The organism is Pseudoalteromonas sp. C2R02, from assembly GCF_018860845.1.
In the GTDB taxonomy this organism is placed as follows: Bacteria; Pseudomonadota; Gammaproteobacteria; order Enterobacterales; family Alteromonadaceae; genus Pseudoalteromonas.
Genome location: NZ_JAHKQC010000027.1, coordinates 155,569 through 177,773, shown reverse-complemented (window position 1 = coordinate 177,773; position 22,205 = coordinate 155,569). Strand labels below are relative to the sequence as shown.

General features: G+C 33.6%; 23 protein-coding genes and 1 tRNA gene. 2 read left to right on the top strand and 22 right to left on the bottom strand.

Annotation, left to right across the window (positions count from 1 at the left end; translation table 11 throughout):
- The first annotated feature begins 10 nt into the window (after positions 1 to 10).
- Positions 11 to 739 (top strand): glutathione peroxidase, encoded by a 729-nt coding sequence (locus tag KO527_RS10015; RefSeq protein ID WP_216040167.1) that lies wholly within the window; start codon positions 11 to 13, stop codon positions 737 to 739.
- Here the strand turns inward: KO527_RS10015 and KO527_RS10010 are convergent.
- The 10 genes from KO527_RS10010 to rppH all read right to left on the bottom strand — a co-directional run bounded on the left by KO527_RS10010 (position 740) and on the right by rppH (position 9,097).
- Positions 740 to 816, bottom strand: a tRNA-Arg gene (locus KO527_RS10010).
- 59 nt (positions 817 to 875) lie between these two features.
- Complete coding sequence (locus KO527_RS10005) at positions 876 to 1,457, bottom strand: hypothetical protein (protein WP_216040166.1); 582 nt, start codon at positions 1,455 to 1,457, stop codon at positions 876 to 878.
- Positions 1,458 to 1,466: 9 nt separating this feature from the next.
- Positions 1,467 to 2,120 (bottom strand): FlgO family outer membrane protein, encoded by a 654-nt coding sequence (locus tag KO527_RS10000; protein ID WP_216040165.1) that lies wholly within the window; start codon positions 2,118 to 2,120, stop codon positions 1,467 to 1,469.
- A gap of 17 nt (positions 2,121 to 2,137) precedes the next feature.
- Positions 2,138 to 2,797: a FlgO family outer membrane protein gene (locus KO527_RS09995; protein ID WP_252733602.1), complete on the bottom strand. Its 660-nt coding sequence runs from the start codon at positions 2,795 to 2,797 to the stop codon at positions 2,138 to 2,140.
- An 11-nt stretch (positions 2,798 to 2,808) separates the two neighbouring features.
- Positions 2,809 to 3,417 carry a FlgO family outer membrane protein gene (locus tag KO527_RS09990; RefSeq protein WP_216040163.1) on the bottom strand — a complete coding sequence of 203 codons (609 nt, stop codon included), beginning with the start codon at positions 3,415 to 3,417 and terminating at the stop codon, positions 2,809 to 2,811.
- A 77-nt stretch (positions 3,418 to 3,494) separates the two neighbouring features.
- Positions 3,495 to 4,385: a UTP--glucose-1-phosphate uridylyltransferase GalU gene (galU, locus tag KO527_RS09985; RefSeq protein WP_216040162.1), complete on the bottom strand. Its 891-nt coding sequence runs from the start codon at positions 4,383 to 4,385 to the stop codon at positions 3,495 to 3,497.
- Positions 4,386 to 4,410: 25 nt separating this feature from the next.
- A complete protein-coding gene (locus tag KO527_RS09980) occupies positions 4,411 to 5,244 on the bottom strand; it encodes a thymidylate synthase (protein WP_216040161.1) in 834 nt (277 codons plus the stop codon).
- Positions 5,245 to 5,295: 51 nt separating this feature from the next.
- Positions 5,296 to 6,099, bottom strand: coding sequence for a sulfite exporter TauE/SafE family protein (locus KO527_RS09975; RefSeq protein ID WP_216040160.1), 804 nt, complete (start codon positions 6,097 to 6,099; stop codon positions 5,296 to 5,298).
- 106 nt (positions 6,100 to 6,205) lie between these two features.
- A complete protein-coding gene (gene ptsP, locus KO527_RS09970) occupies positions 6,206 to 8,494 on the bottom strand; it encodes a phosphoenolpyruvate--protein phosphotransferase (RefSeq protein ID WP_216040159.1) in 2,289 nt (762 codons plus the stop codon).
- Between the two features lie 72 nt (positions 8,495 to 8,566).
- Positions 8,567 to 9,097, bottom strand: a complete 531-nt coding sequence (rppH, locus tag KO527_RS09965; protein WP_216040158.1) for an RNA pyrophosphohydrolase — start codon at positions 9,095 to 9,097, stop codon at positions 8,567 to 8,569.
- 488 nt (positions 9,098 to 9,585) lie between these two features.
- Between rppH and mutH the strand changes: the two genes are divergently transcribed.
- A complete protein-coding gene (gene mutH, locus KO527_RS09960) occupies positions 9,586 to 10,257 on the top strand; it encodes a DNA mismatch repair endonuclease MutH (protein WP_216040193.1) in 672 nt (223 codons plus the stop codon).
- On the opposite strand, the gene KO527_RS09955 is transcribed toward mutH, so the two are convergent.
- From KO527_RS09955 to KO527_RS09900, 12 genes are all read right to left on the bottom strand, one after another.
- Positions 10,234 to 12,069 (bottom strand): hypothetical protein, encoded by a 1,836-nt coding sequence (locus KO527_RS09955; protein WP_216040157.1) that lies wholly within the window; start codon positions 12,067 to 12,069, stop codon positions 10,234 to 10,236. The two genes, mutH and KO527_RS09955, sit on opposite strands and share 24 nt — an antisense overlap.
- Entirely contained in the window at positions 12,056 to 12,955 is a 900-nt protein-coding gene (locus tag KO527_RS09950) for a hypothetical protein (RefSeq protein WP_216040156.1), read from the bottom strand. Before KO527_RS09950 ends, KO527_RS09955 begins: the two co-directional genes overlap by 14 nt.
- Positions 12,956 to 13,020: 65 nt before the next feature.
- Entirely contained in the window at positions 13,021 to 13,869 is an 849-nt protein-coding gene (locus KO527_RS09945; protein ID WP_216040155.1) for a hypothetical protein, read from the bottom strand.
- Positions 13,870 to 13,908: 39 nt separating this feature from the next.
- Entirely contained in the window at positions 13,909 to 14,394 is a 486-nt protein-coding gene (locus KO527_RS09940; RefSeq protein ID WP_216040154.1) for a hypothetical protein, read from the bottom strand.
- A 61-nt stretch (positions 14,395 to 14,455) separates the two neighbouring features.
- A complete protein-coding gene (locus KO527_RS09935; RefSeq protein WP_252733601.1) occupies positions 14,456 to 14,971 on the bottom strand; it encodes a hypothetical protein in 516 nt (171 codons plus the stop codon).
- Entirely contained in the window at positions 14,971 to 15,384 is a 414-nt protein-coding gene (locus KO527_RS09930; protein ID WP_216040153.1) for a hypothetical protein, read from the bottom strand. The genes KO527_RS09935 and KO527_RS09930 overlap by 1 nt, the downstream gene beginning before the upstream one ends.
- A 17-nt stretch (positions 15,385 to 15,401) precedes the next feature.
- The gene (locus tag KO527_RS09925) at positions 15,402 to 16,271 is read right to left on the bottom strand and encodes a hypothetical protein (RefSeq protein WP_252733599.1); all 870 of its coding nucleotides are present in this window, start codon (positions 16,269 to 16,271) and stop codon (positions 15,402 to 15,404) included.
- A 21-nt stretch (positions 16,272 to 16,292) separates the two neighbouring features.
- Positions 16,293 to 16,868, bottom strand: a complete 576-nt coding sequence (locus tag KO527_RS09920; protein WP_216040152.1) for a hypothetical protein — start codon at positions 16,866 to 16,868, stop codon at positions 16,293 to 16,295.
- Between the two features lie 107 nt (positions 16,869 to 16,975).
- Positions 16,976 to 18,214, bottom strand: a complete 1,239-nt coding sequence (locus tag KO527_RS09915) for a hypothetical protein (RefSeq protein WP_216040151.1) — start codon at positions 18,212 to 18,214, stop codon at positions 16,976 to 16,978.
- A 13-nt stretch (positions 18,215 to 18,227) separates the two neighbouring features.
- Positions 18,228 to 18,770, bottom strand: coding sequence for a hypothetical protein (locus KO527_RS09910; RefSeq protein WP_216040150.1), 543 nt, complete (start codon positions 18,768 to 18,770; stop codon positions 18,228 to 18,230).
- On the bottom strand, positions 18,763 to 20,415 hold the full coding sequence (locus tag KO527_RS09905; RefSeq protein WP_216040149.1) for a hypothetical protein: 1,653 nt from the start codon (positions 20,413 to 20,415) through the stop codon (positions 18,763 to 18,765). The genes KO527_RS09910 and KO527_RS09905 overlap by 8 nt, the downstream gene beginning before the upstream one ends.
- Before the next feature lie 17 nt (positions 20,416 to 20,432).
- Entirely contained in the window at positions 20,433 to 22,199 is a 1,767-nt protein-coding gene (locus tag KO527_RS09900) for a formylglycine-generating enzyme family protein (RefSeq protein ID WP_216040148.1), read from the bottom strand.
- Between the last annotated feature and the right edge of the window lie 6 nt (positions 22,200 to 22,205).

The window sequence follows — 22,205 nt, the reverse complement described above, 5'->3', positions numbered from 1 at the left end:
AGGACTTATAATGCTTAAAAATATCGAAGGTCAAACAGTTCCAAACGTCACATTCCCTATGCGTAAAAATGATGACTGGATTCAATTATCTACAAGTGAGATTTTTAAAGGCAAAACGGTTGTTGTATTTTCGCTACCAGGAGCTTTCACACCAACATGTTCATCAACACATTTACCACGCTTTAACGAACTGGCATCTGTATTTAAAGAAAATGGCGTAGATGACATTGTGTGTATCTCAGTGAACGATACTTTTGTTATGAATGCTTGGGCTGCGAGTCAAGAAGCTGACAATATTCAGTTAATTCCAGATGGTAATGGCCAATTCAGCGAAGGCATGGGCATGTTAGTTGATAAATCAGATATCGGCTTTGGTAAGCGCAGCTGGCGCTATTCTATGCTAGTGAAAGATGGTGTAATTGATAAAATGTTTATAGAAGCAGACGTACCAGGCGACCCATTTGAAGTATCAGATGCCGATACTATGTTAAATTATATCAATCCAAATCAAAAGTCTGTTGAAGCGGTATCAATGTTTACAAAACCTGGCTGTCAGTTCTGTCAAAAAGCAAAAGACTTACTAACAGAAAAAAGCGTGAGTTTTGAGGAAATTGTTTTAGGACAAGATGCATCATTTACCAGCTTAAAAGCAATTACTGGTAATGATACTGTACCGCAAGTATTTATAGCTGGTAAGCATATTGGTGGTTCAGAAGCGCTAGAGAAATACTTAAATTAATGGCGTCCCATAGAGGATTCGAACCTCTGACCTATCCCTTAGGAGGGGACCGCTCTATCCAGCTGAGCTAATGAGACCTTATAAATATAAACTCATATTAAACCAATAAGTAACCGATGTGAACACCTAGCTTTGGTTACTTTAAAACTCTAACCCCATCTTTTAGCTGCTCTAATAAATTATTATCTAATGGGATTTGAGCTGCTGATTTAATTTCACCAGAGGCTCTACTCTTAACAAATGTGCTTAGTATATAGCTTTCTTGATACAAGCTTAAATGACTCTGGAGGATAAGGTCTGAGCCTTTATTTTTTCTAGAGTAATCCATAACTGGTATACCAAATTCAAACATCTCATTTATTAACAGAAACTCTATTTGATTTCTCACTTCTGTGAATTTAGAAGGCATTTTGTCCGCTATTGTAATTGGTTCAATAATAATTGATTTATTACCATCTAATACATCTAATTTACTTAATAGCTTAAGTGTTATTCTCTTGACCTCATTTTTTATTTTTTTAGCTTGTTCTGAAGGTAAGTTACTTTTTAAGTTTTTATTATTTTCAGCTCGCAGCCGTGCGTATTTTTCTAATTGAGTTTCACCTTTAATTACCACTTGTGTTGCAGGTTTTTGCTTTCGTTTTTTTTCTGTATCATTATTTTCAAAGATACTACAACCTACTATCACGAATACTAATATAAACAAAATATATTTCATTTTAAGCCCTTAGCCATTAGTGTCTTCACTCGTCAATTTAGGTGATAGTGTAGATTCTAATATAAATGTAGGTATCAAGCCTTTAGTTGAAGCAATAATTACTTTAGACGACATATTAACTATTCTGGCATTTACAACAACACCAGACGCTGTATAAACTAATGTACCTGATAAGATGTAATCTGCTTCTAGAGACTCCGCTAATTTTTGATTATTACGTGAAAAAACAAAGTCGCCTCTATTGTTCACTTCAATATACTGCATCACTTTAAAATCAACTACAGGTATGCCATATTGTTGTACTTCATGAATAAAGCTTTCTGAAATCTGATTTCCTAACATATTTGTACTTTGTAAATTACCATTAAGATCAACAAAGGAAGTTACAGCAATTTTTGTATCTGGGGCATAAGCTTGAAAACTATCCATAAGCCCCATAGCCATTTGCTCCACGTATTCACTCAAAAGCTTGGTATTATTAATGACATAATCTGCTTTTGTTTTAAATACTAAAGCATCTTTATTAACCTCAACTTCTACTTCATCACAATAACTATCAACTAAATCAAGTTCACATTTATTGTCTCTATTTTCACTAGTTGAAGTACAAGCAGTTAATAATATAAAAATAAAAGTTAGAAAAATAAGCTTTAAAATATTCATAATTCACTCTTTAAGCGCTAAGACTCTTCACCTTGAACTAAAGGAATACCATCTTCAAGTGAACTTGAAATTAATGCATCAACCGCATGAGAGGGAATAAAACCTTGAGATGAAGCCACTATCGCCTTCGATTTAACACCCACTATTCTTGCATTTACCATATAACCTGAATCAAGTTTTACTAATGTGCCACCTAATACATATTTTATAGGTAAATTACCTTTTAACTCCAAAAAATCTCGGCTAAATATATAGTCGCCACTAGGCGCTACACGAATATAATCTGTAGTTTTAAAATCTATAACTGGAATACCAAACTTATGAACCTCATGCATAAAACTTTCTGACAATTGATTACCAATTAACGGGGCTTTTTCATAATCCCCATCTAAAAAAACAAAGCTAGTAACACCTATTGGAGTTTGACTATTCACATACTGAATATTATCAATAAGCCCATGCATTATTCCTCTAACATAATGGTTAATGTTTTTTACTGTTCTAAAGTTACTGGTGTTTTTAGAAGCAGCCAATACACTTTTACCTGAATATGACTGAAAGTTGTTATCTGATGATTTACTTTTATCATCAAAAGGCTCACTTATTTCTTGGGTGTTAAACATACTACAAGCAGATAAACTTAACCCAGCCGCTATAATTAAGTAATTAAAACGCATTGAACTCTCCATTAATAATGATTACGAATTAAAGAACCATCTCTCAACTGCACTTTCTCCTGAGACCAAAAAGCATTGAGTGGGACTGTTTTTGTAGCTGCGCCATGAATCACATTACTACGGCTATCTATAAGCTTCACATTTACAATATATTGATCTTGAACCTCAGTCAAAGTACCAGTAATAAAATAGTCAATTTTATGTTTCTCGTTTAACTGACTAACATCTCTCGATAACATGCTATCTTGTCCTGGTTTTAAAATAATTTTAGGTAAAGTTTTATACTCTATTACTTTAAACCCTAACTGAGCAACAGCTGTCGTTAAACCTTCTTGCATTTGCAAACCAATTAATTTGGAAGGCCCTTTTTCTGAGATTGATGTTAATGTATTAACAGGGACTAAAGTTCCTACAGCAATTGAAGTATTTGGTTTTATTGGACGAAATTGCTGAAGCAGCTCTAAAGCTATTTGCTCACTATAATGATGGGCACTAAACTCTGACATATGTGGTTTAGAAAAGTGGTTTATATCTTTATTTTGTAAATCTAAGTTGTCATCATCAGTAAGAACCGAACAAGCCGACAAATAAATGGCTAATGTTATAATTATGAAACGCATTAATTTCTACCAAAATTGAACTAAACAGTAGAACAAATGCAAAAAAAGTGCCAGCAGGCACTTTTTCATTACAATTTTTATACTAACGTTTTAATAAACTCTGATAATTCTTCTTTCATATCATCGCGTCTTAATGCAAATTCAATATTGGCTTTCATGTAGCCTATTTTACTACCACAGTCATGGCTTTTGCCTTTCATGTAATATGCTTCAACAGCTTCGTTTTCCATTAGCATGGCGATTGAATCTGTTAATTGAATTTCATCACCTGCACCAGGTGCTGTGCGTTTTAGTAGTGGCCAAATATTTTCACTTAAAACATAACGTCCTACTACCGCTAAATCTGATGGCGCTTCATCTACAGGTGGCTTTTCTACCATAGCTTTGATTTCGGCTGCATTTCCAGGTGCAAGCTCTACACCATTGATATCTACAATACCAAATTGATCTACTTGATGGTGTGGCACATGTTCAACCATAATTTGGCTTTTTTGAGTTTCATCAAATATTTTAAGCATATGTGCTAGATTATCTTTTTTAAGATCGGCACTAAAATCATCCATAATGACATCAGGTAAAATTACCACAAATGGGCTATCGCCAATGATAGGATGGGCGCACGCAATCGCATGGCCTAAACCTTTAGCTACGCCTTGGCGCACATGAATAATTGTTACATCTTTAGGGCAAATTGATTGAATATCGTCAAGTAACTGACGTTTCACACGTTTTTCAAGAGTTGCTTCTAGTTCAAAGCTGGTATCAAAATGGTTTTCAATGGCATTTTTACTGCTATGTGTAACCAATACAATTTCTTTTATCCCTGCCGATATCGCTTCATTCACGACATATTGAATTAAAGGTTTATCTACAATTGGTAGCATTTCTTTTGGAATTGCTTTTGTTGCAGGTAACATACGTGTTCCAAGGCCTGCAACTGGGATCACTGCTTTTAATACTTTAGACATTTTACTTTATATTCCTTTATATCAATTAAATTGCGATTGGCGCTTTAATAGCGGGATGAGACTCATAGTTTTTCAATTCAAAATCTTCAAATTTAAAACCAAATATATCTTTTACTTCAGGATTAATAGCCATCGTTGGTAGCGCGTGTGGTTTACGTGATAATTGCTCTTCCACTTGTTCCATATGGTTTAAATATAAATGCGCATCGCCAAATGTATGAACAAAGTCACCAACTTCTAAATCACATACTTGTGCCAACATCATAGTTAATAAAGCATAACTTGCTATATTAAATGGAACGCCCAGTAAAATATCCGCACTTCTTTGATATAACTGACATGATAATTTGCCATCTAAAACATAAAATTGAAACAATGTATGACATGGCGGCAAAGCCTGTTTACCCATAGCTGCGTTTTCGGCTGGTGAATAATCTGTATCAGGTAAAACTGCCGGATTCCATGCGCTTATAATTAAACGTCGTGAATCTGGATTAGTTTTAATTTGCTCAACTAGTTCAGATATTTGATCTATTACCTGACCATCGTGACCTACCCAACTACGCCATTGTTTACCGTAAACAGGACCTAACTCGCCTTCATCTGTCGCCCAACCATTCCAAATATTAACACCATTATCTTTAAGATATTTAATATTAGTATCGCCTTGCAAAAACCATAAAAGCTCATGAATAATAGACTTTAAATGACATTTTTTTGTTGTTACTAATGGAAAGCCATCACTTAAATTAAAACGCATTTGATAGCCAAATACGCTAATAGTACCTGTGCCTGTTCTATCTTCTTTTTTAGTGCCTTGTTCTTTTACATGGCGCATTAAATCTAAATATTGCTTCATTTTTTATACCTATAAAGTACTTTTATTCTTTTGAGTAAATAAAATAAATTTTTAAACTAATAACATACGTACAGCTATAATGCTTAAAATAACTGCAAAAATCTTTTTAATAATCTTGACCGGCAAATGTTGTGTCGCTTTTGCCCCCAATTGGGCAAAAATTGCCGATGTGCTCACTATTGCCAACAATGCAGGCAAATACACATAACCTACGAATCCTTGATTAACCTGAGTAACAGACCAACCAGACGAGACATAACCAAAAGTACCAAATATCGCAATCACAATGCCGCAGGCAGCTGAACAACCTATGGCTTTTTTCATATTAACTGAAAAATGTGTCAATAAAGGCACTAGCAATGCACCGCCACCGATACCTAACAATCCTGAGAGTCCTCCAAGAGAAGCTGTCATAGCTGTGAGAACGGGTTTTTTCGGTAGTTTTCTGTGAGTTTTTTGCTTTGAATTAATCAACATTCTTAATGCGATAAATGTAACACAAATAGCAAAAATAATTTTCAATATTTTTGAGGGAATTGAGCCTGCTATAAAGCCACTTATTAATGCGCCTACTGCGACTCCTCCCATAATCCAAGGTGTGATATCCCTAGGAATATTGTTGTGTTTATGATGAGCAATAGCAGAAGAGCTTGATGTAAAAATGATTGATGCTAATGATGTTGCAATTGCGATTACCATAACCTGATCAAATGCAACCAAGTTAAAGTGTACTAAAATAGCACTTAAAAATGGCACGATAATTAACCCACCACCTATACCTAACAACCCAGCTAAAAAACCAACTAAGCATCCTAAAAGTGCACAGCTTAGTACAACCCACAACAAATCACTCATACGTGTCCTAAGCTAAAAAATTATTCGATCTTTATTATTTTTGTATTTTACTTTATGCGGCTTTAACTTTATATACTCAATGTCTTAATCCGACAGAAATATCAACTTAAGCTTCTTTAACTTTATAAAGTAACTGGCTCAATCCATTTAAGATAATAAAGTTGCGAATTATTCTATGTACTTCAATAGCTGACGATTGCCCTAAACAAGATTTGAGTAAATCTTCCATGTCTGTAATTTTTAATCTTCTTAATACCCATTTTACTTTATTAATCGAACTTGGGTTCATGCTTAAACTCCTATAACCCATAGCAACTAATAATATCGCACCTTCAGGATCAGCAGCCAACTCGCCACATAAGCTAAATGGTAATTCATGCTGCATGCAATTTTGTGCAATTTGATTTAACGCCCTTAAAACTGAAGGATGATAAGGATCAAACAATTCTGAAACTTGCGAATTTGTACGATCTACGGCAAGTAAATATTGCGTCAAGTCATTACTACCTACCGAACAAAAATCTACTTTTTTAGCCCACTCAGGCAGTAAAAATATACTAGAAGGCACTTCTAACATAACGCCAACTTCTGGCTGCTCTATTTTATAGAATTGATCAGCCCATTCATCTTCTAGTTCAAAGTAAGCTTGTTTTAATAAACGTTGCGCTTCTTCTACCTCTGTCACATTAGTAACCATAGGCAATAATATTTTTAAATTACCTAAACCCGCATTGGCTTTAAGCATCGCTTTTAACTGCTCTAAAAATAACTCAGGGTGATCTAAACTAAATCTAATACCCCGCCAACCCAAAAATGGGTTTTCTTCTTCAACATCAAAATAGCTTAAAACCTTATCTCCACCTATATCGAGTGTTCTCATGATCACAGGTGATGGATGATAGCTAGTGAGCACTTCTCTATACCAGTTTTCTTGCTCTAACTGTGTTGGAAACTGTGACTTTTGCATAAACCAAGCTTCTGTTCGATATAAACCAACACCGTCGCAAAAGTGCGCATTGGTAAGCTCAGTTGAGACTTCAAGCCCCGCATTGAGCAATAACTGAATATGCTCGCCATCTAAAGTGCAGGCATCTAATTGATATTCAGATTCAAACTGATCATGTAATATGCCTTCTTGCTTTTTAAACTGGCTATATTCTTGTTTTAAAATATTAGAAGGTGAAATGTAAACTTTTGATGCATAAGCATCAATAATCATTTCTTTGCCATCAACTTGTAATAAGGGCAAGTCAGTGACACCCCAAACAGCTGGAATACCTAATGCTTTAGTTAAAATAGATGCATGTGAATTTGAACCACCACTAATACTAATAATACCCATTAGTTTATCTTTTGGCACTTGCGCTAACATGCTTGGTGTAAGTACATCAGTTACCAAAATCATACTATCTGGATAAGTTTTTAAAGCGCATTCCGTATCAACAATATGATGTAATACCCGTATACCGATATCTTGAACATCAATAGCACGCTCTTTGATATAGTTATCTTGCATCGCCATAAACTGACCAACAAGACTTTCAATAACACGTTTTAAAGCACTTTTAGCACACCAACCTTGCTTTATTTCCTTTTCAACTTTTTGGCCTAAACTTTTGGCATCTAATAACTGCTGATAGACCTGAAAAACAGCTAAAGCTTCGTTAGGTAAGGTATCACTTAACTCCTGTGACATAGTTGAAAATTCATTACGAGTAGCGGCAACTGCTTGCCTAAATAATTTTATTTGCTCAATATGACTGCTGACTGCTAAATCAGTTTTTTTCAATTCAAAATTTGCAAACGAAAGCTTAGGCATTACAACAAAAGCTTCGCCTATGGCAATACCAGGCGCACCGGAAGCACCTTTTAAACAGGTGGTTTGATGCGCTTTTTCATCTTGCTTGAGTATTTCACTTATTTCAGCATGAGCCAGTTGTGAAGCAAGCTGTGCCGATAAAGTAATTAAAAATGATTCTTCATCTTGGCTAAATACACGGGCTAAGTTTTGCTGAATAACAATAACGCCCAATATTTTTTTTTGATGCACTATAGGCACAGCTAAAAAAGCATTGTAATTATCTTCATCAACATCAGGGGAATAAATAAATCTAGGGTGGTCTTGAGCAAATGCTAAATTTAATGGCTCTTCACGTTGTGCAACAAGGCCAACCAAGCCTTCAGTAAAACCGATTCTAAATTTACCAACAGCTTTAGGGTTCAGTCCTTTAGTTGCCATTAATACAAAGTTTTCTTGATTATAATCAGCAAAATATACTGAGCAGCATTGGGTTTTCATTGATTCTTTAACTAAAGAAACAAAGGTTTCAAGCGCACTGGTCAAATCAGGCTGTTGAGAAACAGCCTGTGCAATTTTACGAAGTATGGCTAGCATTTAATAAACTAGCCTCAATATACTGTGCATCACAACTAAACTCCTTATTCTCCCTAATCAAGGACTGTGAGTTTAATATCGTTTATCTCGTTGGCGCCAAGGCTCTTTTACATGCGTTTCTTTTTTATAAAAAGGCATTGCAATAGGCGCAAATTCTTTCATAACTCGTCGGTAAACATCTCGTTTAAAAGAAACAACTTGACGTACCGGATACCAATAACTCACCCAACGCCAATCATCAAACTCAGGATGATTTGTTTTTAATAGATTAACATCTTCATCTTTACATCTTAACTTAAGTAAAAACCATTTTTGTTTTTGACCAATACATACTGGACTTGAGTCTCGTCTGATCAGCCTTTTTGGTAACTTATAGCGTAACCAATGTTTTGAGCTTGCTACTATTTCAACATCTTCAGGTAATAGCCCTACTTCTTCATGAAGTTCACGGTACATAGTCTCTTCAGGGGTTTCCCCATCATCTACGCCACCTTGTGGGAATTGCCATGAATGTTGACCGTAACGTCTAGCCCAAAAGACCTGACCTTGGTTATTACAGATCACAATTCCAACATTGGCACGAAATCCTTCGGCGTCAATCACCTATAGTGCCTCTTAAAAATCATATATTCTATGTTGATTGTTCCATAATGCATCTACCACGGCAAGGTTATGATTATAATAATTACAGCTGTGCATAACATTTAACATATACGTATATTTTGCAAACAAATCCACAGACCGAGATAACTGAAACAGCTTTTTCCACAGATTCTGTGGATAACTGTGTTTATATTCCTGTATTTTAAAGCTCAAACTATTAAAACATAAAAAAAACAAAGAACAAAAAAAAATAAAAACACATTAAAAACAAAAGGATATTCATTTAAATTCTATTTTAGAGTCATAAAAAAACAACAAAAATAAAATCGAATAAAAAACACACTATTATAAAGTTATACACTGTTAAATTTAAAAATTTGAATTTTAAAACAAATATCAAGTGTTTTATTAAGAAAAGTAGGGTTAAAAACAATTTTTTGCTATTATTTAGCTCCTAAAATTGTTCGGTATTTAAAATGTCCACAAGCATGCGCCCTAGTGCACCACAATCTATCAATGAATTATTACGCCGCGTTGATGATATTGCAGGGCTAACAATAGGTGATTTAGCGTCTCAGTACCAATTTAAAACACCTAAAGACTTATTAAGAGAAAAAGGCTGGATCGGACAATTAATAGAATGGGTATTAGGTGCTATGGCAGGCTCTAAACCTGAACCTGACTTTATTAATTTGGGCATTGAATTAAAAACACTACCAATTTCTTACTCAGGCAAGCCCATTGAAACAACTTTTGTATCTGTTGTACCTCTTAAAGAGTTGCAAGGGCTAACATGGCAAAAGTCGCCTGTTAAAAAGAAACTTAATCATGTTTTATGGCTACCTATTTTATCTGAAAGAGATATCGCTCCTGAACAAAGAATTATTGGTTCAGGATTTTTATGGCAACCTACACCAAGCCAAGAAGCATTATTACAAAAAGACTGGGAGCAACAAATTGAAATGATTGCGCTTGGTGAAATAGATCAAATCAACGGAAAACTAGGTCAAGTACTGCAAATTAGACCTAAAGCAGCTAATTCTAAAGCATTAACTGATGCCATAGGTCCTAATGGTAAAATAATTCAGACTTTACCTAGAGGTTTCTATTTAAAAACAAATTTCACTGGAGATATTTTAAAAGCTCAATTTGGTATTTAAACTAAATTCACAGCCATCTAAGCTGATCAATGCATTTTTATCGATAGGAACTTTAGCGTATATCTCTTGGCTATTCATTTTTAACTTAGTCGCTTTTCTGTTCACAGGTTCAATAAAATAACCTGAATCATAACTTAAATAAGCAATAGCCTCAGAGCCATTAATACAGCCAATATCAATCAAGCTTTTATCTTGAGTACCTAAAGCTAGTCGTTCACCAAGCATTACCCAAGTTTTATTTAAATCTAGCTCATGATCAGGCCATACTATAGCTAAATCATTAGACTCTAAAAACTGTAAAGGTAATGAATTTAAAGAGATAATCAAAGCTGAAGAATCATACTGACTTAGATTAAGCATTAATTGGCAAGCCTTTAGATCTTGATTGATATCATTGGCAAGTAGAAGCCTACTATCAGCTTCTATTTGCACTAACCTGCCTTGTAATAACTGGGTGTCATTATATTGACAACCATATTTACTGCCTTGCCCTAGCAAATAAAAGTGATTGTTTTTATAAATAAATTGGCACTGTTTTCCTGCTTCATCTAAATGTTGATAACCAAAACGGAGCTGATGATTGTTTATAGTTAAATGGTCATGCTCCGCTTTCACTTTACATAAATCGATTTGTTTATCTATGAAAAAGTGCACGCCTGACAAGGCCTTATCTGCAACCACATTCCCTTGTATATAAACTATATATTCATTAAGTTTTTTTCTTAATAAGCCTAACTCACTCACGACTGACTTTTTTATATTTTTGTTTTTTAATTGTTTATCTAACAGAGAATAAGCTAAGTAATACTCTTTAGCTGTAATCGCTTGTTTTACTTTTTTTACGGCTGATTTTTGATTTAACTTATAAAAACAGTAATAGATTAAAGCGCCTAAAAATAAAGCTATCAATAGCACACTTAAAAACTGTATTGGTATAGGTGATGTACTTTTGACTATGGTGAACTTGCTTAACTTACTTCTATAATCAATTAAAACCGTTAAAGAGTGTTGCTCAAACTCATTTTGCAATAATTGATTTAGCTCGCTAGCAGGATAACTTGATGCCAAAGTAATCAGTTTATTACTTTCATTATTTGAGTCCGACCCTTTTATTGTAAAATCAGACAAAGATATATATGTTTTATTTTCTGAAATAGCATTTAAAAATGAAGTGACGGCTTTTAAGTCACTTGAATTAAAACGACTAAACTCTAACTCATAGCGATAACGCTTAGGTAATCGGTTAATCTTTAAAGCTAATATATAACCAGCATCTTGCGCTAATTCATAAGCTTTTTTTGCCTGCCAGTGCTTAAAACACGCACCTTCACAGTTTACGGTTAAATCGTTATACCTTTTAGAGTCACTATACGATTCAACTCTTTCGCCTGAGTCTAAATCAACTAAATAGCTTGAAAAATTGAAACGCATTCCTTTAACATTAGATATGGTTTCATCAAAGATTTCTATTCGATAAACTATGGCTAAATTAACTGCTAATTGCTGTGATTTATAATTATAGGTTTGAGCTAAGCTTAATAATTTATTATCTGAGATCACGTCGCAGGTTCTATTTATGCAATTATTTAAGTTTAATAATGATTGATCAAATACAGTAAAGTTATCATTTACTAACTGAGTTGAGAGTGCACTTGTGATATCTAAGTATACTTTAGGGGCGATATTATTTTGTTTTTTACTTATATTTCCTTGTGGTATAACAACGAGTTGCCAGTTTGATTGCGCTAAAGCTTTATCGGTTAATAAAAAAAATAGTAAAAATATAACAAAATAAACTTTACCAAACTTCATTATTTTCCTTTGCTTTTTTATTTCTAAAGGTAATTCTTTTCACTGTAAAAGTATTACCTTCAAAATTAATAACACTTTGCATATCTAATTCAGCAAGCATTTTGTTTAAGTTGCGATCTAACTTAGCAGTGCCGATTGTTGATTGGTACCAAATTTCACTGCGGGTATGTCTGATTTCGATTGGTCTATGATGAGCATACCCTGAAAAAATCACTAAATACTCTTCTATTGCCATATATTCTTTAGCGTTAAAACCATCAAAGATCAGAGCATATTCAGTTGTCATGCTATTTGAATCATTATGATCTGATATTTCATCACCATTATTCATCCATAATAGCTTTTCGGCTAATACTGCACCTAAGTCATTTGCTAATACCCGCGATTTATCTCCCACCACGGTCAATATACATTCTTGTGTACACTCAACAGGTCCGTTAAAGTTTTTACCGCTATCGACTTCAAAGCTACCTAAGTGCTTGCCTGTTTTTACATTTAATAAACGGCCCATCAGCAAAGTATTTATTCTGGTGCGAGAAGCTAAATTTTGTGTGCTGGCATATATTTGAAAAATAACAACAATATCAATAGGAGGCCTTTTACTGGCTCGTGCTATTTCTATCAGTTCACGGTCAGTTCTGCGAATTTTAGCGATATTTTTATTTGCTAAGGTCAATATTGCTTGATCATACACATCAAAGCCTCGATCATGCATTTGGTTAATTAAAGCATCTAAAACACGTTTGAAAATCCTGCTATCGCTAGGTACCGAATCACCTGCAGCATCTTCACCAATTATAAGAATATTGGGTTTATCTGCAGCCAAGGCCGGCGTTAGGGAACATAAGTTAAATAACAAAAATAATATGCTGTGCCACAGTCGCATTCTGACTTCCGCCTTAATAAGTATACTTTTATATTATGCAGCATTTAAGCCAAATAAATAGGTCGTTAACAATCATTTTGCCATAATAATCTTGGACCTTTTGCTTTACTACCATCATAAGTAATGTCTTTTAGCCAAATATTGCCTAAAGCAACTTGGTACTGCCCTGTGATCGATTTACTTTTATAGTATGCTTTTGTTTCACTTAACTTTTTAATTAGGTTTATATCGATTGATAACGGGAATAATCTTACAGGTGTGCCCGATTGAGTGTTTGAAAATTGATACTTTTCACTTTTTGTCATTTTGCCATTAATAATACGCACAAAATCACTCAGTTTTACGTTTTTCACATGGCTGTTGGCAATTAAGTTAATATCACCATTATTTAAGGTACCTAACCTCATACCTGTGCATTGCGTTAATAACTGAAATAACATTTCACGTTCACTGACTAAATTTGGCCATGCCACTTCTATTGAAGGCCCTTTTCCAGCTAATACATCTTGATAGTTTTTTATCGCTTGCTGATCTGTCACTGGTTTATCATTTTTTGTATCTTGATGTTTAATCGCTTTGGTACTTTTATTCTGAGTGTTTTGATTTTTTGTATTTGCGATTTTATTTGGCTTATTTTGATTTAATTGACTCCGACCCCTTTTTAGACCCCTTTTTATTTTTGGTGGTGCAGGTAATTCAATACTTGATAAGTTGATCTCTGTGGTATTTGGTGCTTGTTTTTCTTTTTGAATTTGTTGCTCTGGCTGTTGCTGCAGTAATTTATTAGCTAACTCTTTTATTTGATTTTGCTCTATTATTTTCTGATTTAAAAGGTATGAAATGGCTATTAAACATAATGATGTTGTTAATATTAATAGCCACTTCTTTTGAATGCTCGACTTTAAATTAATCATAATAATGTCACCTCAATCAAATCAGTTTTATAGCTATAATTAACCTGGATTAAGGCTATTTAACGCCTTCATATTCATTTTATCTGCGATCTCTCTTAACGACATTTTGCGTTGTGCTATGGCCTGTATATCTTGCTTTTGCGTATTTTGGGGTGTTTGTACTTTAGTTCCAAAAGTATCATCTGAAACTGATATTTTATTTTGCTTAACTACTTGTTGCTCTTGTTTACTCTCTTTTCTTCTTGCTTCATCTGACATATCTTTCATTTGCGCTTTTATTTCATTCATTTGTTTCTCTAACATAGCAATCGTTTTGCTTTGATTTTCATTTTTTTGCTGCAATGTTTGAAATTGCGTATTGATTGATTGTGTAATATCCATCAACATATCTTGCGTTGATTTACCTTGGTTTTGTGTTGTAAATACACTTGATAACCATGCTTTACTGCTTGAATTACTATAAGCAAGGTAACCAACCGCAGTAATAACGCTTAAATAAAAAATGCTACAAATAAGTGTTTTCATAATTTTTTCCTCTTTAAAATCTAAACTTAATGATTCAACAAAATGGCAATAGTAAAAGTGCTTAACTTTGCTCTGGTGTATCAGAAATTGCACGTAAAGATACCCAAGCTCTGATCAAGTTTGCCGTTGGTAACCCTATTACCGTTGTCATAAATGCCGTTGAAAAATGAGTTGTTAACTCACCTATCACTAAATGAACCGATTCTGGCGTTAATGACTGCTGCCCTAAAGAGCCAATGCCTAAGCTAATGCCGAGTAAGGTAAAAGTTAATGCTAAAGTTGCAATACCATTTGAAACTTGACTACCCACTTCATACCAATATTCAGTATTAGTGGCCGTTTTTACTTTAGCGCCAGCATATATACCTACGACTAATAACACGCTATAACAAAAGATAAAGCTCCAACTAAATACCTTTTCTAGCCAAACAAATAAGTCAGCTAAATTCATTTGCATAACAAAGCTGACTAGCGCTAATAAAATAATGCCAACTCCTACCATTAGCCCTAACGTGCTTTTTATATTCTGGCTAAAATTCAACATTAATAATGTATTTTTCACCTCAATAGTAGACATTAGCGGCGCCCTTTTTTAGTCGATAAAATACTCTTACTGCTAATATTCAGCTCACTTAACCAAAGCTCCATAGGTAATAGGTTTTTCTCTGCACTCGCGTGGATTAAAAATGTCAGTTCATAGTTTTGAAACGCTCTTTGTACGATTGCTGACTGATTATTTAACAATCTATCGTCACGTAGCACCATACGCTCTACATCAGTTAATCTGCGGTAACTAGAGTTCATACTCACTTGTTGCTGTTTAGGTGTGATTTGATCGCTGGTAAATGTATTTAACATTGCAGCACGTTCTCGCTCTAAATTTTCAAGGGTTAAAGCTGATTGTGCATTTACTGATAGAGAAAAAACACTTGCTAAAAAACCGATTGATAAAGCACAAATAACCGTTTTAGTTTTCATTACTGTATTCATAATATGCTCCTTAATTCCTATAAAAATAGATCTGCAACACTTGAAGGTGATGTAATTTCTTGCCTTTTAACTTCCATTTCATCTGCACCGTAAGACATTTGGTATTCCATCTCATTGGCATCTAAGGCAACGAGTCTTGCCATATAACTTAATAACAAACCTTCTTGGTCTAACAGTGATTGCTCTGATGACACATCAATTAATAATTGACGCAAATATTCCTGTGACGTGACTTCTACCCCATTTAATGTGGGGGATTTATTTGCGCTATGTTTGCTTATTTTGTTTTTAAGCTGATTAATTTTATCTAAGTTGGTGGCATACTCAGTTGCATACGGTGATGCTTCATCATAGCCTCCATTCACTAAGTGCTGATCAACACGAGTGATCATTTTTTCCATACGAGCTCTGGCGGCTTTTTGTGATTGACGCAGCTGATAACCTAAACTGCTAGAATTTGACTTATTTTGAGCGGTAATTTTATCTAGAATATTTAAATACAAATCTTGTTTAGTGGCTAACGCTCGTTGCCTTAAACTTTGGCTTTCTTGTAACAAGTCTAAATAATGTGATTTTTGCTGTAATAGAGCATGACGCTGTTCTATCAAATCTTCATCTTGCGCATTTGATAATTGCTCACCTAAGGCTTTCATCTGATTCACAGTATTAAGCATTTCTTTTTCAATATTGCTAACACGAGATGCCATAGGCGACATATTAAAGTCTTGCTCAACACGTTTTTCAATAATATTGACAGGTAAACGGATCAGTTTATCACTTGCTACCGGTTGCCAACTCACTTTAGACTTTTGACCATCAGCAGAGCTCATAGCTGAAAAACTAAAGCTGGTTAATATGAATAAGAAAACTACTTTATGTAATAACATGACTTTCTCCTCTATTTTTATTTAGTGGTTTAACCAATATTGACGACGCTTAAGTTCTTCTCTTAATTGCGGGCTAATATTTAAAGAAACCACCTGCTGCGCATTGATTTTAGAAGGCTCTAATAATGCCGTTGCGGTATCAATTAATGAGGTGTAATCGTTGAAATATAAATCTTGCCCTGGAAATGCAGATTTAAATTGCACAAAAGCCATTTTTGCCTGACTTACATCCCCGCCTTTTATGTAATTAAAAATCGATAATGCATGCAGTTGCATCACATCTTGTGACAGGTGCAACGGCACTTTATGCGAAAAGTCACTTATACAATTTGATAATAAACGTGCTGAAGCTAAATACTGTGCCGTTGAACTTGATGTTCTGGCTGCATTATCTAAAGCCAAAGCGTTGTGTTTACAGTCTTCATCTAAAGTAACTGGTTGAACATACTCAAGCTGTTTCTCTTGTACATTGGAATCAACAACAGTGATGTTAGAGACTGACTGGCTTTCTTTGTTAGTAGGTGTAGTTGAGCTACAACCCGTTAATAAAGAGATGCTTGTTGCTAAAGTTAAATATATAAACTGATGCATTTTCATTTTCACTCCAAAATTATTAAATCTATTGGTATGAAATTAACTATGAAAAGCTTTGGGGATTTTTTGGGGGTTATAATTAATTTATTATTATTTAATTTTAAATTAATTTAAAAAATCATTAGTTTATGCTGAAGTAAACGCGTATTTATTGATAATCGTTTTAGAATAGGTGAAATGGAAGCGACTGTTATAGGGCCTTTAATCTGTTTTATTTCATTGTTTAAAGCAACAATTTGAGCATTAGTAAGAGCTGTAGATAAAGGCAGTAATAAATAATAAAGGTCATTATTTAAATTGCTCGGTATTGTGATCGGCCAAGTGTTTTTTTCAGGTTTTAAATTAATAAGTTCTTTTTTATACCGCGTAAACATGAGCACTTGTTTGGTGTTTTCTGGTGCGATAAATGATAACTGACACAATTTGGCATGTGCTAAAGTTTTAAATCGACCATTTACTAAATCTAATTTATTTGTAGAAAGTGGCTCATCACACTTTTTATTATCGGTATTTAAATACGTTTTTTCTCGAACATGTGCAATTAAATATGGGTTTACATTTGTCACATTAACTTTATTTCCTGAGTTGTTATCACCTTCAAAGAGCGCAACCTTTTGTTGTGATTCATTATCTTGAGCAGTCTGTGTATTTATAATAAATAATAAAAGTAAAACGCTAAGCACAATCAAATATAGTGCTTTTTTATTGTGAGCTATATAGTTCTGGGGAGATGTTTTTTTTAAACTGTTCACTGGTTTATTAATTAAGTGAATATTTCTAGTCACCTCCTTATTAGCTGTAGGCAAGTGTGATTTCGCCTGTTCTAAATCAGAAACTTGAATGCAATATGCTTTATAAGGTGTTAGTTTTTCTGTTAAATCATCTTGTACTGGCAATAAAAATTTAACATCAAAACCTAAGTTTTGCCAAGTCGAGATTTGATTTTGTGCTAGAGCGAGTTTAGTTGTTATATGAGTAACATTTTTAACTGACTTATCTTTTATATTGATTTCGCCAGTTAAACAGAATATGTGATCATTTTCATTAGGTACCCCATCTCCTAATAAATCAATTGATTCTAAATAGTGTGCAATATAAAACCCTAATTGCCAGCTGTTACCATGATCTATATTGCCCGATACATCAATGCGATAAGACTGACCATTAAAATCTTTTTGAATAATACCAGAGCCTTTTTTTACAAAACTATGATAAGCATTACTTATATTTAATGATTGCGCGGTGCCATTAAGGCATACAAGTGACATAACATCAGGGTCATCAATTAACTCTATATCCTGAACGGCAACTAAGCCTTGTGTTGTCGCTATAAAAACATGGCTCTTCATTTAGGACTTTTCATTATAATAAAAATATTTTTGCATTTGCATTACTTAATAATTGATATTCTGGTGATTCTTGTTCGAGTATTAGCTGGCTTCTGCCATCAATTAAGTTAGGAAATTGTACGCGTTTAACTTGCTCGTTTAATTGACAGTGTAAAATAATTTCATCCGTTTGATGATGCGCAGCACTGTGTTCTATCATTAATATGACATATATTTGATCAACATGTTTTTTAGTCGCTTTAAATTTTAAAGTAAAACCTTCTCCAAATCGTTCATTTAAATCATGTTCACTGCTTGCAGCTGCTTGATAGCCACTTATTGAAAACTGATATTGCTCAAGTAGCATTAAATACTGGTTTCGAGTATTTAAGTTTTGTTTGATGGCTAACTCAATTTTTAATGTATTAGCTTTATCTTTGGCAAATATATAAGCAAATAAATCGCCAAATAAAACAACTGAGTGATTTTGTGTTTCGTGTATTTGTTTTAGATGCTGATGTGCAATATAAACTTTCTCTGCCAAACTATTGTAACAAGATTGCTGTTCATTATTCATCGCTCACTCCATAAAGTGAATTTAACTTATTAAAGAATATGAAAGTATCTGAGCGAAAATTTTCATCTTTTGAATTAGCTTGCTGAGATTGTTCGCTTAACAATGTATCTAACTGACCAATAAAGCAGTTTAACTCTTGTTTTAACTTTAGCAATAAGTCTTGGCCTTCATGATAAACATCAAGTTCTTGCAATTGCGGTAATGTATTAAACCCTGCTTTATTATTCGCATTAAAAACTCGGTTTGCATGTTTTAATGTTTTATTTAATTCAGGTAACTTTAATTGCCATTGAACCATTTCATTAAATAGCGCATTGATATTTTTTATCTTAGTACCACTTACTTGCTGTGCTAATAATGCTTGTAATTCTTTTAGTAACTTTTTATCTGTTACTAACTGATTAAACAGAGTAAACATTTGTACTTGTTTATGCTGATGGTTTATATGTAATAAAGCCCACAAAGTATCAATAATTTGCTGATAAATCTCAGATATTAACGCATTGAATAATTGATAGTTTGTTTCAGGGGGTTGATTGATTTTTTGAGTGATTAACTGGTTATCTTTTTTTCGAGCAGCTTGTACTATTGCAGCTTGCCAACTACCAAATACATACACTCTAGCAACTGTAAGTACTAACTTTTTAGAAAAAGGAAAGCATTCAATAATGGGTTTTAAAGCCAAGGTTTGGTTTTTTGTTAAAAATTTAGGTTTTTCATTTAACCAATCTATCTCTAGTTTATCTTGTTGTAGCTGTACTAAAGTTTGCTCTAATAAGTCTGCCGAGACTTCTCCTGCTTCAATGTTTTCACCGATTGATAAAGATGAACGTGCATTTATTTTTGAATAAGAAACAGATAAAGCATGATGAAATGAAACCAACTCATAGAAACAGCTAGAAAATAACTTAAAACCTAAATTATTGCCCTCTTCACTGGCATTAAACCAAAAGTTTAAAATATATTCATCGGTTAGCCATGACGTGCTATCAAGTTTACTTTCTGAAGTAGTCTGATTATCTAAAAAGCTTGCCATAAAACGAAAGCGTCGCTGCTCTTGCGCTGATGACAAATGTTGCGTTAAAAATTGATATATCTTTTTTTGTAAGTCAGATGTGATTTCTTTTATTTTTGATGCGTCTGCGGATACTAAATTTAATTCAAATTCATTGATTAAATTAGGGTCTACATAAACAATAAACTCCAAAAGTGCAGCGAGTAAACCTACTCTAGAAATTGATATATCAAATTGTGTGCTTTTAAGGTTTACACGCAGTAGGTTATCAGTAATTAATATCTCATATTCATTACTACTAAACTTGTTTTGAAAGTGATTTTTAACATGTGCTTGTGATAAAAACTCATTTTGCCAAAAGTAGCTTAATAATGGTGAAAAACGACGTGTATTTTCATTCTTTTCAGGCGCCTGATAATTGATGATAGCAAAACATAGATAACTTAACTCTAAGCAAAGCCTGCCATAATTTCGACAGACTATATTTTGCGATAAGCTATCTATTTCATGTTTTTTAAATTTTGTTTGTTCACTGTTATGTAATGACGGCATTTCTCTTAAAGAATAAAAGATGCCTTGCAGCTCATCACTAACACCAAAGTTAGTGATCACACTTGTCATTTTTTGCAAAATATCACTTCCTCTGTTTATAAATCTTGCGCTAATCTAAAACCATCATCATCAAAACGTGCATTTTTATCGTGACGATATCTCACACCTAAACGTAATTGGCTTTGTTTGCTTTTGTAGGAGCCATCTTTTAATACGGCCTTTCTACAACGCCCTGTTAACCAAGCAGAGCCATCATTGGGTGCATTCTTAAAATTATCATTCCAACAGTCTTGCACGAGTTCTTTCACATTACCGTGCATATCATATAAACCAAAACTATTTTTAGGATATGTTTTAACATCGTCAGGATACTTTTGTTTTTCACACTGATTTGAATAATACCCAAATCGCGCTTGTGAGCAATTGATACGGTCGCCCCATGTATATTTATCATAACTTCCCGCTCTTGCTGCATACTCCCATTCAGCTTCGCTAGGTAAACGATATTTTCGCCCTGTTTTTTTATTAAACCAAGGTATAAATTGTTTGGTTATTTCATTCCAACTGATATTAACCACAGGTTTATTTTTACTATTTATAAAACCTTTAGGCTTATGTAAACAGGCTTTGTCTTGATAACATGCTTGCCATAATGCAAATGTGACTTCTGTAGCCATAAGCTTAAAAGTCGCAACTTTTACCTTATGCACAGGTACTTCATAACTAGAAATATTTTTTACACCCATCATAAAGTCACCTGAAGGGATCGTTATAAATTGCACATCAAAAGAGTGTAAAAATGTACGTTTATTTTCTAATTTAGCCATTTTTTCTGATGCTTGAGCGATATACTCACCTTGAACTTGGTTTTGTAAGTAATCACGATAACTTTGCTCAGTATCGTTTTTACTCGCTAATTCCCACGCTTTAGTATCTGATTCAATCGCTTTATTTTTACGAGTTAAAATGAGGTTTGATAATTTATCTTGAGCCTGTTTAACATACTTACCTTGTTTTATTTTTAATAAGTAGTTTTTATATGCTGCTTCTGTATTAGTTAATTTAGCTTGCTGCCAAACAGTATCATCTTCTTGATTAAACTTAGCTTTTTTATCTGTTATTAATTGATTTAAATTATCTTTCGCTTGTTTTAGATAAGGGCTTTGAGGATTCTTTTCGATATAGTTTTTATAAACAAATTCTGAATTTTCAACTTTAGCCGCAGTCCACTTATCATGAATAATTTCATCAGCTCTGGATTGCGCCAATTCATCATACTCACCATTAGAGAAAGATTGGCTAAAGCGTTCATAACTATCTATATCATTTGTTTCTTTAGCTTTCTCCCAAGCATTTTCTTCTAATTGAAAATGTTCAATCCAGCTTATCGCTGTGAATGTTAAAGCGATTAGGGTTATTATTATAATTATTTTATTTTTATAGGCTTGGCAAACTTGAATGATTGATTTTAAATATTTTTGAATGTTTTCAGAGTTGTTCCTGCTTGTTTTCTGTTCATTTGGTTTTGTAGGATTTGATTTCAATTCTTGCAGCTTATCTTTAAAAAAATCAGTGATCTGTAGCTGCGTTAAACCAATTTCCTTGCCTGATTCAATTAATGCTTTTTTTAATTTATTATCTGTTTCAATAACTGAAATATGCTTTTCTAAGCTAGCTAACCAATTTTTCAACGGTATTAGTTGCTCTCTTATACTGAGCTCTATCTCAGAAATAAAACACATTAAAGCCGTTTCGTCTAACCCAGCAACATGAGCTAAAGTGTTTAACTCCTGTTTGTCACCACCGGAGATTTCACCTTTATGTGTTAATATATCTATAATTTTTGCATACAGAAACCTCAACTCACT